The sequence below is a fragment of the Aestuariimicrobium sp. Y1814 genome (assembly GCF_050113895.1).
In the GTDB taxonomy this organism is placed as follows: domain Bacteria; phylum Actinomycetota; class Actinomycetes; order Propionibacteriales; family Propionibacteriaceae; genus Aestuariimicrobium.
In genome coordinates this window covers 302,629-316,622 of sequence record NZ_JBNJRW010000002.1, presented here as the reverse complement: position 1 = coordinate 316,622, position 13,994 = coordinate 302,629, and the positions used below count along the sequence as shown (strand labels likewise).

The window sequence follows — 13,994 nt, the reverse complement described above, 5'->3', positions numbered from 1 at the left end:
TCCCCGCCCAGGGGCCATTGTCGGCCGGTCGATGCACACTGCTGGGCTGACCGCATCGCGACCCGCACCGGGGGGCCTCCACCGGCGTGAATAGACTCGGAAAGGTTGCCGCCCGTGTCCGGGGCGGCCCTCACCAAGGAGTCCTCCCCATGCCAGTTCTTCGGTCCCGCACCACCACCCATGGCCGCAACATGGCCGGCGCTCGCGCGCTGTGGCGTGCCACCGGCACCGAGGAGTCGGACTTCGGCAAGCCGATCATCGCGATCGCCAACTCGTTCACCCAGTTCGTGCCCGGCCACGTGCATCTCAAGGACATGGGCCAGCTGGTCGCCGGTGCCGTCAAGGAAGCCGGTGGGGTCGCCAAGGAGTTCAACACCATCGCCGTCGACGACGGCATTGCCATGGGCCATTCCGGCATGCTCTACTCGCTGCCCAGCCGTGAGGTGATCGCCGACGCCATCGAGTACATGGTCAACGCCCACCAGGCCGACGCGCTGGTCTGCATCAGCAACTGCGACAAGATCACCCCGGGCCACCTGCTGGCCGCGCTGCGGTTGAACATCCCCGTCGTCTTCGTCTCCGGCGGCCCGATGGAGGCCGGCACCGCGATGATCAACTCCGAGACCGGCACCGCCAGCACCCGGCTCGACCTGATCGACGCCATGGTAAAGGCCGTGGACGATTCGGTCTCCGACGCCGAGATCACCACCATCGAGCAGTCGGCCTGCCCCACCTGTGGCTCCTGCTCGGGCATGTTCACCGCCAACTCGATGAACTGCCTAACCGAGGTGCTCGGGCTGTCGCTGCCGGGCAACGGCTCGACCCTGGCCACCGCCGCCAAGCGCCGCGACCTGTTCCTGGACGCCGGGCGCCTGGTCGTCGAGCTGGCCCACCGCTGGTACGACGAGGACGACGCGTCGGTGCTGCCCCGCTCGATCGCGACCAAGGCCGCCTTCGAGAACGCCATGCGCATCGACATCGCCATGGGCGGGTCGACCAACACCGTGCTGCACCTGCTCGCCGCCGCCCAGGAGGCTGGCGTCGACTTCACCCAGACCGACATCGACCGGCTCAGCCGGGTCACCCCCTGCATCTGCAAGGTCGCCCCGAACACGCACAACTACTACATGGAGGACGTCCACCGCGCCGGCGGCATCCCGGCCATCATGGGTGAGCTGTACCGCGCCGGCATGCTCGACGAAGACGTGCACGCGGTCCACTCCCCCAGCCTCGAGCAGTGGATGGCCGACTGGGACCTGCGCAGCGGCACCTCCTCCGATGCTGCCAAGGACCTCTGGTACGCCGCGCCCGGTGGGGTCCGCACCACCGAGGCATTCTCGTCCACCAACCGCTGGGAGAGCCTGGACACCGACGCGGAGAACGGCTGCATCCGGTCGGTCGAGCACGCCTACACCCTCGAGGGTGGTCTGGCGGTGCTGCACGGCAACCTCGCCGAGGACGGGGCGATCGTCAAGACCGCCGGGGTGCCCGAGCACCAGTGGCAGTTCCGTGGCCCGGCGAAGGTCGCCGAGAGCCAGGACGAGGCCGTCGAGATGATCCTGGACGGCAAGGTCGTCGAGGGTGACGTGGTGGTCGTGCGCTACGAGGGCCCGAAGGGTGGCCCGGGCATGCAGGAGATGCTGTACCCGACCAGCTACCTGAAGGGTGTCGGGCTCGGCCCCAAGTGTGCGCTGATCACCGACGGCCGCTTCTCGGGTGGTTCCTCGGGCCTGTCCCTGGGCCACATCTCGCCCGAGGCGGCGGCCGGTGGCACCATCGGCCTGGTCGAGGACGGCGACCTGATCGAGATCGACATCCCGAACCGCTCGATCGTCCTGGACGTGCCCGAGGACGTGCTGGCCCAGCGTCGCGCTGCCGCCGATGAGGCCGGCTGGAAGCCGAAGTCGCGTGAGCGTGAGGTCTCGGCCGCACTGAAGATCTTCGCGAAGTTCGCCCAGTCCGCCGACAAGGGTGCCGCCCGCTTGGTCGACTGACCGCCTGAGAGACCCGGCCCACCCGGGCGGGGTACCCGGCCCACCCCAGCGCCCGGGTTAGGCTGCCCCATGGCTTCCTTCCTCCGCCGCTGGACCCTCGCCCTGTTGGCAGCCGCCATCACCGTGGTGCTGCTGCCCGTCACCGCGCGGGCGAACGACCCGGAACCGAACAACACGCTCGCCACGGCCACCCCCATCACGGTCGGCCTGGCCGGGCGCACCGGTGCGTTGTCCAGCAGCAGTGACGTCGACTTCTACACCTTCGTGGCGCCCCACACCGGCACCTACACGGTGGAGTTGTTCAACACGTCCCCGGCCCTGGACGGTGCCTGCCTCGTCGGCTACAACGCCTCCGGGACGAGGACCGGTGAGAGCTGTGTAGGCTCCGGGCTGACGGTGGCCCGCCTCGAGATCACCACCCAGGCCGGCCAGCGCACCTCGGTGCGGGCGGCCCACACCCTGGGTCGCACCGGAAACTACAGCATCCGGGTGCTGCCGCCGCCGGCCCAGATGACCTGGACGCCCGACTGGGAGCCGAACAACTCCTTCGCGACCGCCTCCCCGCTGGCGCCGTGGCGCTGGAGCATCCAGTCCCTGCACAGCCTGCCCGGGGCCCACGCGCACGAGGGCCCCGACGTGGACGTCGTCCGGGTGGGCACCACCGCCGGGCGCAGCTACACCGTCTCGACCGCCAACCTGGCGGCCGGCCTCGGACGAAACCTCGCGCTGCGGCTGTACTCGTCCAACGGCACCCTGCTGGCCAGCAGCACCGACTGCGCCCAGGGCAGCGCCAACCCGTGCAACGAGTTGACCGTGAATGCCCCGGGCACCCTGCTGTACGTGCTGGTCACCTCGACGGCGACCACCTCGGCGGGCCAGTACTGGGTGTGCGCCCGCCCGACCGGGTCGGCGTGCAGCTTCGGGCAGGTCGACCAGTTCGGTGACCTCAACTCCGACGGCACCCCCGACGTGCTGGCCGTGCACACCGACGGGACGCTGCGGATGTACGCGACCCTCGGCCCGAGCATCTCGTCGGCGATGGTCGTGGGCCAGGGGTGGGGCAGTTTCCGCTGGGTCTCCCTGGTGCCTGACCTGGACGGCGACGGCCGCACCGACCTGGTCGGGCTGCGCGATGACGGCGCCATGTTCGCCTACCGCGGCATCGGGCAGGGCCGCTTCGGCAGCGCCGTGCAGGTCGGCCGCGGCTGGGGGTCGATGTCACTGATGACGGTGCTGCGCGACATCACCGGCGACGGACGCCCCGACCTGGTCGCCCGCGCCGCCGACGGACGCCTGATCCGCTACTCGTTCTCGTCGGCGGGGGTGCTCGGCAATGCCAGCGTCATCGGGCGCAACTGGAACGGCATCCGGTTGACCACCACGGTCGACGACTTCAGCGGTGACCAGGTGCCCGACCTGCTGGCCATCACCACTGGTGGCGACCTGATTCGCTATGCCTTCAGCAACCGCGGGCTGATCACCAGCGCCGCGAAGGTCGGCCAGAACTGGCACTCGATGGGGCCGGTGACCTCCCCGGGTGACATCAACAACGACCAACGCCGTGACCTGGTCTCGCTGCGCAGCGATGGCACCCTGTGGGCCTACTGGAACCACGGTTCCACCTGGGGTGGGCCGGCCCAGCTCGGCAGTGGCCTGGTGGGGATCCGGCTGCTCGCCTGAGGTTCGTCCCCAACCCGGACGAGGCGCTAGCGGCGGGGCGGTGGACCGCCGCGGCGGCGCCGTTCCTCGGCCTGGCGCTGGCGCAACCAGGCCATCCGCTGTTCGGCGGTGAGCCCGGGTGGGGGCATCATCCGCGGGCCGCCAATGCCGCCCGGGCCCCCGATGCCACCGGGGCCGGCGAGGCCACGGGCCTGCGGCCGGGGCAGCGGGTCGCGCCGCTCCAGCATCACCGGCGGCGGCACCAGTTCCGGCGGCACCTGCCCGGGCGGGTACAACGGCTGAGGTTCGGGGCGCTCGGCCCGACGCCGCGCGGCCGTGGCCGCCAGCAGGGTCGGGATGGCGGTGCCCAGCATGGGCCAGAACGGCCACCAGTAGATGAATGAGCCGGTGCCGATGACCGTGGCCAACCAGATCAGGTTGAACAGCATGGCCAGCCCGATCCAGCCCATCCAGGCACCGCGGGCGGCCCGGCGGCCCTCCTCCCGGCGGTCGGCGGGGTTGCTGCGGTGCGTCGAGGGCAGGAAGCGCCGCTTGGGCACCAGCAGGTCATTGATCAGCGGGGGGAACTCACCCAGGGTGCGGGCCTTCAGGGCCTGGTCGAGGCGCTGCTCGTACTCCTCGTGGTCGAGGCGGCCGTCGCTGTAGGCCTCGGCCAGCACCTCGAAGGTGTGGTGGCGGTCGGCATCACTGGCCCGGTACTCGGCGTTGTCGGGGTCCCGGGGGTCCGCGGCGAACCCGTCCCAGCCCGTCGCCGTGGCGCTCGGGGGCTTGTCGGGTTCGTCGCCTGCCATCCCACACCTCCTGTGGCGCCCATCGTACTCGGGCACGGACCGGGGCCGTCCCTGGTCTGGACTAGCATTTTCACCGAGAGGGGACCCATGGCAATCCTGCACCGCAGCACCACCCTGGCCGCCGCCAACGTCGCGGCCTTCGCCTGCTGCCTGGGCGTCGTGACCGCCCTGCCGGCCTGGGCCGGCGCCACCCGCGTAGTCGCCAACGTCGATGCCGCGCACCGCCAGGCACCCCACATCGTCCTCTCGCAGATCAAGCGCACCTTCACACGGGACTGGTGGTTGAGCCTGGCCGCCGCCGTGCTGGGCGTCCTCGGTGCGGCGTCCTTCCTGTCGGTGGGGGCCTACCTGTCGGGCACCACCCGCATCGTGGGCCTGGCCGTGCTGGCGGTGGTCTACCTGCTGGGGGCGGTGCTGCTGGCCAACTACGTGCGCGCCGCCGGCACCCTGCCGATGCCGGCGACCCGCGCCCAGGTGATGACCGAGACGATGCGCCGCATCCTCGAATACCCCGGACGAGCCGTCGGCTCGACCCTGCTGATGCTGCTGTGTGCACCACTGTGGTTGGTCGCCCCGCTGGCGATCGCCTTCGGCATCATCCTGCCGATCGGGCTGGCCCACCTGGTCTGGCGCCGGATCGAGGTGGGTGTCGGCGACGACGACGAACTGTGGAACGACGCCCGCGAGGACTCGGCCGGGGCCGGGGAAGACTTCTGAGGCGACTCCGCCCGTGGATACCTCAGTTCAACGCCTTGCCCCGCGTCCAACTGAGGCAATGATGCCCAGCGTCGCAAACGTGGCTTCGGCGGCGGGTCGTCCGGTCGTGGGCCGACCTCTGGAACCCGCGGTCGGACCCCTAGGATGAGGGCAACCGAACCGGAGGAAGAATGCAGATCCCAGCTGAGATGGCCAACGTCACCACCTTGTGCTTCGACGTCGACGGGACCCTGACCGACGCCGACCACCAGGTCAGCCAGGCCAGCCTCGAGGCCCTGCGGAAACTGGACGCCGCCGGTCTCACCTTGATCATCGTCTCGGGTCGCCACCCCTACGCCTGCGCCAAGGCGCTGCACGACGCCGGCCTGCACGGCTGGACGAGCGCGGCCAACGGTGCGCTGAACGCCGACATCGCCACCGGTGAGGTGTTGCGCCGCGACCCGGTGCCCGCCGACCTGGCCGCCCAGGTGATCGAGTTGTGCCGCACCGAGCAGGTGCCGCTGGCCGCCTTCCGCGACGAGGACATCCTGTGGCAGGCCGGCGCCGAGGGCGATGAGTGGCTGCTGCACTTCCTGCCGTCGGCCAATGAGGGCATCGTGCCGATCCCGACCGACCTGCGCGAGGTCGACCCGGCCACCATCCTGAAGCTGATGCCGGGCACCAACGCCGAGCGGATGGCCGAGTTCTTCCCCCTCGTGCGCGAGCTGACCGAGAACGCCACCCTCTCGCTGGACGAGGCCTGCGAGGTCACCGGCCCCCATTCCGACAAGGAGGACGGCGTCCGGTTCCTGCTCGAGCACCTCAACATCGACCCGGCCACCGTCGCCGGCGCCGGTGACGGCGGCAACGACGTGCGCTGGCTGTCGAGCATCGGCTGGCCGATGGCGATGGAGAACGCCCGTCCCGAGGTCAAGGAGGTCGCCACCATGGTGCTGCCCCACCACCTGGAGGAGGGTGTGGCGCAGTTCGTGGATGCCTTCCTGGCCGCCCGCGGCTGACCTGCACCGGGCCATGACCAGCCAGCTCGCCACCAACGTCGCCGCCATCGAGCAGCGGATTGCTGCTGCCGCTGCGCGGGCGGGTCGTGATGCCGCCGAGGTGAGGCTGCTGCCGGTCAGCAAGACCAAACCGCCGGCCGACATCCTCGCGGTGCGCGAGCTGGGCTACCGGCGCTTCGGTGAGAACAAGGTGCAGGAGGCGCAGTCCAAGGCCGAGGAACTGGCCGACACCGACATCGAGTGGGCGGTGATCGGGCACCTGCAGACCAACAAGGCCCGCTTCGTGGCCCAGTTCGCCTCCGAGTTCCAGGCCCTGTCGTCGCTGAAGGTGGCGGCCGAACTCGACAAGCGGCTGCAGGCCGAGGGACGACGCCTCGAAGTACTGGTGCAGGTCAACTCGTCCGATGAACCGCAGAAGTACGGCCTGCCGCCCGACGAGGTGCTGGCCTTCACCCGGGAACTGTCGGCCTTCGACGCGTTGGACGTGCGGGGCCTGATGACCCTGGCGCTGTTCACCGACGACCAGGCCCGCATCCGGGCGTGTTTCGAGGTCATGCAGCAGGTCCAGCGTGAGCTGCGCGACGCCGACGGCGGTGGCTGGGACGAGCTGTCCATGGGCATGTCGGGCGACTTCGAGCTGGCCATCGAACATGGCGCCACCTGCGTGCGGGTCGGGCAGGCCATCTTCGGTTCCCGGCTCGACCCCAATGCCTACTGGCCGGGGGCCGCGCCGCGCTGAGGGACGAACCTGTCAGCGCCACCGGCTAGATTGCCCCCATGGAGACCCCACCCAGGACAGCGACCGGCACCTTCACCCTCGAGATGTCACCCCCGGGCACTGCGGTCGACGGGGCCGTCGACCGGTTCGGCCTGACCAAGACCTGGCGGGGGGACATCGCGGGCAGCGGCACCGGCGTGATGCTCACCGGGGGTGACCCGGCGACCGGGCTGGCCGGCTATGTCGCCATCGAGGTCGTCCGCGGCACCCTGGCCGGGCGCCCTGGCAGCTTCCTGCTGCAGCAGTTCGGCGACCTCGACCTGGGCGAGGAGACCCTGTACTACCAGGTCGTCAACGGCTCGGGCACCGACCAACTGGTCGGGTTGAAGGGGCGGATGGACCTGGAGATCGACGACCAGGGCGTCCACCACTACGAGCTGACCTACACGATCCCCCGCTGAGCGGGCTGACCATGACCGAGATCAGGACGGCCCGGGTGTACGAGGGCCTACCACCCGGCTGGCACCCGGTCCTCGTGGACAGGCTGTGGCCACGCGGCGTGTCCAAGGAACAGTTGGCGGGGGTCACCTGGCTCAAGCGGGTCGGGCCATCCGATGAACTGCGGCAGTGGTTCGGCCACGACCCCGCACGTTTCGAGGAGTTCGCCGAGCGCTACCGGGCCGAACTCGTCGGCGACAATGCGCACGCCTTCGCCGAGCTGCTGGACGAGGTGCGCGGCTTCGAACAGGTGGTGCTGCTGTACTCGGCCCACGACGCCGACCACAACCAGGCCGTTGTGCTGGCCGGGATGCTCCGCAAGGAACTGGATTGAACCAGTGATCGGACCATTCGGATGAGCATGCTGATCGCCACCTGGGCCGCTGCAGTTGTGGCGCTTGTGTCGGCTGCACTTTCCCTCTGGCTTTGGTGGTGGCAGAGGCCGATCGTGAGATGGCACCACTCCCGCCAACAGCCAGATGGGTATCAGGATCCCGGAGACCCGGGGGGCCACTCGGTGCTACACGGCACCATCAGCTTGATGAACGTCGGGGACGGAGACGCTTACGATGTGGAGCTAACAGCCGAAGACTGCTGGGCCTACCTGCGTGCATCGAACCTCACCTCCGAAACCCCATTGGCATGGAACCCTCGAGTTGCCCGAGTTCGACCAGGAGAGAAGCTGACGATCTCCCTGTTCAATGCTGAGTACCTCTCACGGATCCGCATTGAATGGACGTCACCACCTGCCAGGCACGACAAGAGATTCGCACAAGAGATCGTGATTGGTGATTACGGCGATACCCTGCCCAACAGGATGGAACCCAGACCCGCTCACAAAGTCCCCCGCTGCAGACCCCTTCACGGTGTGGAGTTCGTCCAAGACCCAAAGTCACGCAAGAAGGCGGAGCAGCAGCACATTGCGGACGCTAGCCAACCCACTGCTGTCGATGACGAGCCAGTGTTTGACCCGGACACATCTGAGAGTGAAAACAGCAACCATGATCAAGACGTATCGCCGCGATGAGGCGGGGGTGCTGTTCTACCGCAAGGCGTGGAAGGACGGCAGCCTGCTGATCATCCATGAGGGCAAGGTGGGCACCAAGGGCAAGACCTCCCACCTGGGCACCCGTGGCAAGCCGGTCTTCCGCCAGCAGCTGCCCACCATGGCCGAGCGGGTGAAGCAGTTCCGTGAGCAGGCGAGCGCCGACGGGTTTACCGAAATCGACGAGGGCGACCTGGGCTGGGTGGTGCTGCAGGTCTGGACCCACAGCACCGACCTCAGCCACCCCGAGGACGCCCAGCTGTTCGACGAGGGCCAGCAGGCACTGGACAACCACCTCGGCTGGGTGGGGGTTGGCCACCTGGATGGCCATGACCTGGGCGGCGCCACGGAGCACGGCGAGGGCACCGTGCTGAACCTGTTCGGCCGGGTGGTCGACACCACCCTCGGCGTCAAGGCCGTGCGGGCCTTCGCCCGCACCTTCGACCTGGGCGACCGGTTCGCCATCGGTGCCCGCGAGCCCGGCGAGGGCAGCGACTACGTGTTCGCCTTCTCGCCCCGCAAGAAGGTCAAGACCTTCGACCTGCTCGGCTGACGCACTCGTCCGGGTCAGGTCCAGGCCAGGACGTCCATCCTTGTCGGCCAGGCTGAACAGGTAGCGGTGGATGGAGAGTTCGGCCACGACCCAGGTTGAGCACCCGCGATTTATTCCAGTCATCCGGATTTCTCACGCGCTGGACCACCCCTTCCGCTGGTCGCGCCGCCTCACGTAGCGTCATCGCCACGTCCCACGTGACCGCGCCTCGGCACGGGACCACCGGAAGGGTTCACGCCATGATGCAGGTCTCCCAGTCGCAGAACGCGACGCTGACCCTGTCCTCGGCGAGCATCAGGCTCGCCGTGAAGATGCGCCACGCCCTCTGTTGCCGCCCCTGAGCGGGCCCACCCTGCGCTGACCACCTCGAGGTCCCCGGCCAACCGGGGACCAGTCGTCCGCGCCACCGGAGAACGCTGAGCGCCCCCTGCGCGCCAGCCTGCCCCACGCACCGGCCTGCGCCGCCGACCCCACTCCCGTGGCACCGACGCACGCTCGTCCGGGGGGCGAACCACAACCACCACACCCAGATGGAGATTGCCATGTCCAACCTGTTCCTCGTCGAGATCGTCCCCACCGCCTCCCAGCGCGACGCCCTGGCCCTGCTCACCGACCTCGACAGCCGCGCCCGCGCCCACGACGCCCAGCTGATCGAGGCCCAGGTCACCGCCGACCAGTCCCGACTGTTCGCGATCATCGAGGCCGACACCACCGACACCGTCGCCGCCCTGCTCGAGGGCCTCGACGCCGAGGTCGCCGCCGACCCCGCCCTCGTCCGCCTGGTCGGTGCCGAGCTGGACGACATCAAGGCCGCCCGCCCCGAGGCGGGCTACCTGGTCGAGTGGGACATCCCCAGCCACATCGACATGGACACCTATCTCACCCGCAAGGCCGAGAAGACCCCGCTGTACGCGAACGTGCCCGAGGTCGACTTCCTGCGCACCTACGTGCGCGAGGACATGGCGAAGTGCCTGTGCTTCTACAACGGCCCGGACGAAGCCGCTGTCGAGCGTGCTCGCGCCGCCGTCAGCACCCCCATCGACCGGTTGCACCAGCTCGCCCAGATCCAGCTCGCCGAGGAGCCCGCATGAGCACCCTGACCGCCCCCGCACCCGCACTCATCCCACCCGCCCTGGGCGACGTCCTGCGCCAGCTGGCGGCCGATGCCCGCGAGGTCGACACCGCCGGTGTGCCCGTCGCACCGAAGCTGCGTGACCTCGGTGAGGCAGGCCTGCTCGACCAGGGCATCGACGACCTGCTCGCCGGTCGAGCCGACGCGAGCGACCTGCGCGCCAGCGTGGCGACCATCGCCGCACTCGCCGGGGAGTGCCTCTCGACCGGTTTCTCCGCCTGGGCGCACCGCGTCGTGGTCGACTACCTGGCCCGCGGCACCCACAGCCCTGCGACCGCCGAGCTGCTCAGCGCGCTGCGCCACGGCGAGGTGGCCGGGGCCACCGGCATGGCCCAGGCCCTGAAGTCGCTGGCCGGCCTCGGCGAACTCGGCATCACCGCCACCCCCACCGGGGACGGCGGCTGGGTGCTCGACGGCCAGGTCACCTGGATCAGCAACCAGGTGCCCGGCGCGGTGCTCGTGCTGCCGGCCGCCACCCCCGACGGCAACGGGCTGGTGGTCTGGGTGCGCCACGGTGACGACGGGCTGGCCCCTCGGCACATCGAGGGCCTGCTGGCACTCGATGCCACCGCGTCGGGGTCCCTGCGCCTCGAAGCGGTCAAGGTGGGTTCCGAGCAGGTGCTCAGCACTGACCTGGCCGGCTTCGTCCGCGAGGTGAAGCCCACCTTCCTGGTGCTGCAGACCGCGTTCGCGGCCGGGCTCATCGAGCGTTCGTGGGCCGAGGTCGAACCGGCCCTCGACCGCCCCGAGAACTCCGTGTTCGGCGCCCAGGCACGCGACCTGGGCGAGCGGATCAGCGAGTTCCGGGCCCGCCTGCAGCGGCTCGCCGCCGACGTCAGCTCCGCCCCGGTGCGGGACTACCTGCAGCTGCGCCTCGACGCCAGCCACCTCGCCCAGGAGGCCACCCGCCTCGAGCTGACCCTGGCCGGCGGACGAGGCTACCTGGTCAACTCCGGCGCCAACCGGCGGTTCCGCGAGGCCGCCTTCCTGCCCGTGCAATCACCTTCGGAAGGACACCTGCGGTGGGAACTGTCCTCGCTCGCCTGAGGGGCGTCACCGCCGGCTATGCCGGTCGTGCGGTGCTCCACGACCTGTCCCTCGACATCGTCCGGGGGCGGCAGTTGGCCGTCCTCGGTCCGTCCGGGGCTGGCAAGTCGACCCTGCTGAAGCTGCTGACCCGTGAACTGGTCCCGTTGTCGGGCAGCGTCAGCTTCGAGGGTGACGCCCGCCCCCGCGAGGGGGTGGTGGGCCAGAACCCCGACCTGTTCGAGTGGCTGACCATCCGCGAGAACATCGGACTGGGGCTGCGCCTGCGCGCCAACCGTGATCTGGTCGAGGGTGGGGCGGGAGAGGTCGACCGGCTGATCGCGCTGCTGCAGCTGGGCGATGTCGTCGAGCGCTACCCGGACGAGGTCAGCGGCGGTCAGGCCCAGCGCACCGCGCTGGCCCGCGCGCTGGCCATCTCCCCGGGGCTGCTGGTGCTCGACGAGCCCTTCAGCGCGCTCGACCCGGCCACCCGCCACGAACTGCAGCAGTGGCTGCGCAGCACCGCCGTGGCCGAGCAGCTGACCAGTGTGCTGGTCACCCACGATCTCGACGAGGCGCTGGTGGTGGCCGACGACATCGTGCTGGTCAGCCGTGACGGGCGCATCCTGCACGGGTGGACGAACCACTTCCCCGCCGCCGATGCCACCGCCGCGCAGACCCACCGGCTGCGCGCGCAGCTGCGGCGCGGCTACGACGCCGACCCCGAGTTCGAACCCGATGACTCGGAGTTCTCGGGCTACGCACTGCCCTCGGGAGCACGCCATGGCTGAACTCAACCGTCGTTCCCTGCTGCGTACCGCGGGCCGCATCGGCACCGCTGCGGGGCTGACCGCCCTCGCCGGACGAGGGGCCTGGCTCGCTGCCGAACCCTTTGCCGGGCGTGAGGCGGCCGTGCTCGACCGCGAACTGCGGATCGGCTACCTGCCCATCACCGACGCCTCGGCGCTGCTGGTGGCCCACGAACAGGGCCTGCTGCAGGCCGCCGGGTTGCCGTCGGCCACACCGGTGCTGTTCCGCTCCTGGGATGCGCTCGCCCAGGCGTTGTCGGTCGGCGCGGTCGACGCCGTGCACCTGCTGATGCCGCTGGCACTGCAGTTGCGGCTGGGCAAGAAGGTGCCGCTCAAGGTGGTCTCGTGGGGACACACCAATGGGTCGACGCTGACCGTCGCCAACACCATCACCAACACCGAACAACTCTCGGGCACCCGGCTGGCGATGCCGGCCTGGTGGTCGATCCACTCGGTGCTCAGCCAACGGCTGCTGCGTGAGGCCGGGCTGCGGCCGGTGATCGGTGAGCCGGCTCGTCCGGGCACCGTCGAACTGGTGCTCATGGCACCGGCCGAAATGGTCGCTGCCCTGGCCAGCGGCAGCATCAGCGGGTTCGCCGTGGCCGACCCGTTCAGCGCGGTCGCCGAGAACCAGAAGATCGGGCATGTGCACCGCTTCCTCGGTGACCTGTGGGCCGACCACGCCTGCTGCGCCATCACCGTCCGGCAAGACCTGGTCGACCAGCACCCGCAGGCGGTCCAGGCGCTCACCGATGCCGTGGTCGCGGCCCAGTCGTGGCTGGGTGACCATCGCGGCGAGGCCGGGGCGCTGCTTACCGGGGCGGGGTTCCTGCCCCAGCCCGAGCCGGCCGTCACGAAGGTGTTCACCCGCACCCAGCAGCCCTACGCCGAGGTGATCAAGCACGCCGACTGGGCTCCCGAACGACTCGGGTTCAGCGCCTGGCCCCATGCCAGCTACACGACCGCATTGGTCGAGCAGCTGCGCACCACCACCATCGACGGCGACACCAGCTTCCTGCCGGCCCAGGCCGCCGATGCCCACACCGACCTGGTCGACGACCGGTTCGTCACCACGTCGCTGCAGCGGGTCGGCGCCACCATCGCCGCCCGTCAGGAGTTGATCGCACCATGAGCGCACTGTCCTTCGACCGCGCCGTCCCCACCACCACCGGTCCCCGCACCGGGGGTCGGACGAGGCTGCGGCTGCCCGACTGGACCCTGCCCCTGCTGGGCATCGGTGCCGCCATCGGGGTTTGGTGGCTGCTGACCGACGTGCTGTTCGCGTCCCGTCCCTTGGTGGCCGGGTTCTCACCGACCCTCACCTGGACCGGGCTGGTCGAACTGTGGCGCTCGGGCTCACTGCTGGACGCGGCCGCCTCGTCGGTGTTCCGGCTGCTCGCCGGGCTCGGGGTGGCGTTCGTGTTCGGGGTGGTCGGCGGCATCGCCGTCGGCAGCCTCGGCTGGCTCGACCGGGCCACCCGGCCGGTGCAACTGTTCCTGCGGATGGTCTCGCCGCTGTCGTGGGCACCGGTCGCGGTCATCGCGTTCGGGGTCGGCGGCCTGCCCGTCGTGGCACTGGTCGCCGCCGCCGCGGTGTGGCCGATCCTGACAGCCACCGCCGACGGGGTCCGCGCCGTGCGCCCGGCCCACCGCCAGGTGGCCCGCGCGCTGGGGGCCACCGGCCCCGAGGTGGTACGCCACGTGGTGCTGCCGGCGATTCGTCCGAATGTGCTGGCCGGGCTCAGGCTCGCGATGGGCATGGGCTGGGTGGTGCTGGTGCCGGCAGAGATGCTCGGCGTGACCTCGGGACTGGGCTATGCGGTGCTGAACGCCAAGGACCAGCTGGCCTACCACCACATCACCGCGCTCATCCTGGTGATCGGCACCATCGGCTTCGCCCTCGACGTGGTGGCCAGGTGGGCCTTCGCGTCCCCCCGGGAGCGCCGCGACGAACGCGCAGGACGGTTCACCCGCTGAGGGCAGGTCAGCGGCGGCGGCGGGTGGCGAGTTCGGCCACGACCAGGTGGACCACC

14 protein-coding genes are annotated in these 13,994 nt (G+C 70.2%); 13 read left to right on the top strand and 1 reads right to left on the bottom strand.

The window, feature by feature from the left end; genetic code table 11:
* Nucleotides 1-149 precede the first annotated feature (149 nt).
* Both ilvD and ACQE3C_RS03765 read left to right on the top strand, forming a co-directional pair.
* Entirely contained in the window at nt 150-1,994 is a 1,845-nt protein-coding gene (gene ilvD / locus ACQE3C_RS03770) for a dihydroxy-acid dehydratase (RefSeq protein ID WP_434537865.1), read from the top strand.
* Between the two features lie 69 nt (nt 1,995-2,063).
* A complete protein-coding gene (locus ACQE3C_RS03765; RefSeq protein ID WP_434537864.1) occupies nt 2,064-3,674 on the top strand; it encodes an FG-GAP repeat domain-containing protein in 1,611 nt (536 codons plus the stop codon).
* A gap of 26 nt (nt 3,675-3,700) precedes the next feature.
* Here ACQE3C_RS03765 and ACQE3C_RS03760 read toward each other — a convergent pair whose 3' ends face one another.
* The gene (locus ACQE3C_RS03760; protein WP_434537863.1) at nt 3,701-4,465 is read right to left on the bottom strand and encodes a DUF1707 SHOCT-like domain-containing protein; all 765 of its coding nucleotides are present in this window, start codon (nt 4,463-4,465) and stop codon (nt 3,701-3,703) included.
* Nucleotides 4,466-4,552: 87 nt separating this feature from the next.
* Here ACQE3C_RS03760 and ACQE3C_RS03755 point away from each other — a divergent pair, with 87 nt between their 5' ends.
* From ACQE3C_RS03755 to ACQE3C_RS03705, 11 genes are all read left to right on the top strand, one after another.
* Complete coding sequence (locus tag ACQE3C_RS03755) at nt 4,553-5,182, top strand: hypothetical protein (protein WP_434537862.1); 630 nt, start codon at nt 4,553-4,555, stop codon at nt 5,180-5,182.
* Nucleotides 5,183-5,352: 170 nt separating this feature from the next.
* On the top strand, nt 5,353-6,180 hold the full coding sequence (locus tag ACQE3C_RS03750) for an HAD family hydrolase (protein ID WP_434537861.1): 828 nt from the start codon (nt 5,353-5,355) through the stop codon (nt 6,178-6,180).
* 13 nt (nt 6,181-6,193) lie between these two features.
* The gene (locus tag ACQE3C_RS03745; protein WP_434537860.1) at nt 6,194-6,919 is read left to right on the top strand and encodes a YggS family pyridoxal phosphate-dependent enzyme; all 726 of its coding nucleotides are present in this window, start codon (nt 6,194-6,196) and stop codon (nt 6,917-6,919) included.
* 38 nt (nt 6,920-6,957) lie between these two features.
* Nucleotides 6,958-7,359 carry a DUF3224 domain-containing protein gene (locus ACQE3C_RS03740; RefSeq protein ID WP_434537859.1) on the top strand — a complete coding sequence of 134 codons (402 nt, stop codon included), beginning with the start codon at nt 6,958-6,960 and terminating at the stop codon, nt 7,357-7,359.
* Between the two features lie 11 nt (nt 7,360-7,370).
* Complete coding sequence (locus tag ACQE3C_RS03735; protein WP_434537858.1) at nt 7,371-7,730, top strand: DUF488 domain-containing protein; 360 nt, start codon at nt 7,371-7,373, stop codon at nt 7,728-7,730.
* Nucleotides 7,731-8,397: 667 nt separating this feature from the next.
* Nucleotides 8,398-8,994 (top strand): hypothetical protein, encoded by a 597-nt coding sequence (locus ACQE3C_RS03730; protein WP_434537857.1) that lies wholly within the window; start codon nt 8,398-8,400, stop codon nt 8,992-8,994.
* Between the two features lie 542 nt (nt 8,995-9,536).
* A complete protein-coding gene (locus ACQE3C_RS03725; protein WP_434537856.1) occupies nt 9,537-10,085 on the top strand; it encodes a DUF4242 domain-containing protein in 549 nt (182 codons plus the stop codon).
* Complete coding sequence (locus ACQE3C_RS03720) at nt 10,082-11,173, top strand: hypothetical protein (protein WP_434537855.1); 1,092 nt, start codon at nt 10,082-10,084, stop codon at nt 11,171-11,173. The genes ACQE3C_RS03725 and ACQE3C_RS03720 overlap by 4 nt, the downstream gene beginning before the upstream one ends.
* Nucleotides 11,149-11,943, top strand: coding sequence for an ABC transporter ATP-binding protein (locus ACQE3C_RS03715; protein ID WP_434537854.1), 795 nt, complete (start codon nt 11,149-11,151; stop codon nt 11,941-11,943). Before ACQE3C_RS03720 ends, ACQE3C_RS03715 begins: the two co-directional genes overlap by 25 nt.
* Nucleotides 11,936-13,093, top strand: coding sequence for an ABC transporter substrate-binding protein (locus tag ACQE3C_RS03710; RefSeq protein ID WP_434537853.1), 1,158 nt, complete (start codon nt 11,936-11,938; stop codon nt 13,091-13,093). Before ACQE3C_RS03715 ends, ACQE3C_RS03710 begins: the two co-directional genes overlap by 8 nt.
* Entirely contained in the window at nt 13,090-13,938 is an 849-nt protein-coding gene (locus ACQE3C_RS03705; protein WP_434537852.1) for an ABC transporter permease, read from the top strand. The genes ACQE3C_RS03710 and ACQE3C_RS03705 overlap by 4 nt, the downstream gene beginning before the upstream one ends.
* The last annotated feature ends 56 nt before the right edge of the window (nt 13,939-13,994 follow it).

Coding starts and splice junctions, on each gene's coding strand:
- ACQE3C_RS03765 (WP_434537864.1), top strand. CDS start 2,064: ATGGCTTCCTTCCTCCGCCGCTGGACCCTCGCCCTGTTGGCAGCCGCC.
- ACQE3C_RS03740 (WP_434537859.1), top strand. CDS start 6,958: ATGGAGACCCCACCCAGGACAGCGACCGGCACCTTCACCCTCGAGATG.
- ACQE3C_RS03730 (WP_434537857.1), top strand. CDS start 8,398: ATGATCAAGACGTATCGCCGCGATGAGGCGGGGGTGCTGTTCTACCGC.
- ACQE3C_RS03725 (WP_434537856.1), top strand. CDS start 9,537: ATGTCCAACCTGTTCCTCGTCGAGATCGTCCCCACCGCCTCCCAGCGC.
- ACQE3C_RS03750 (WP_434537861.1), top strand. CDS start 5,353: ATGCAGATCCCAGCTGAGATGGCCAACGTCACCACCTTGTGCTTCGAC.
- ACQE3C_RS03735 (WP_434537858.1), top strand. CDS start 7,371: ATGACCGAGATCAGGACGGCCCGGGTGTACGAGGGCCTACCACCCGGC.
- ACQE3C_RS03705 (WP_434537852.1), top strand. CDS start 13,090: ATGAGCGCACTGTCCTTCGACCGCGCCGTCCCCACCACCACCGGTCCC.
- ACQE3C_RS03720 (WP_434537855.1), top strand. CDS start 10,082: ATGAGCACCCTGACCGCCCCCGCACCCGCACTCATCCCACCCGCCCTG.
- ACQE3C_RS03755 (WP_434537862.1), top strand. CDS start 4,553: ATGGCAATCCTGCACCGCAGCACCACCCTGGCCGCCGCCAACGTCGCG.
- ACQE3C_RS03745 (WP_434537860.1), top strand. CDS start 6,194: ATGACCAGCCAGCTCGCCACCAACGTCGCCGCCATCGAGCAGCGGATT.
- ilvD (WP_434537865.1), top strand. CDS start 150: ATGCCAGTTCTTCGGTCCCGCACCACCACCCATGGCCGCAACATGGCC.
- ACQE3C_RS03710 (WP_434537853.1), top strand. CDS start 11,936: ATGGCTGAACTCAACCGTCGTTCCCTGCTGCGTACCGCGGGCCGCATC.
- ACQE3C_RS03760 (WP_434537863.1), bottom strand. CDS start 4,465: ATGGCAGGCGACGAACCCGACAAGCCCCCGAGCGCCACGGCGACGGGC.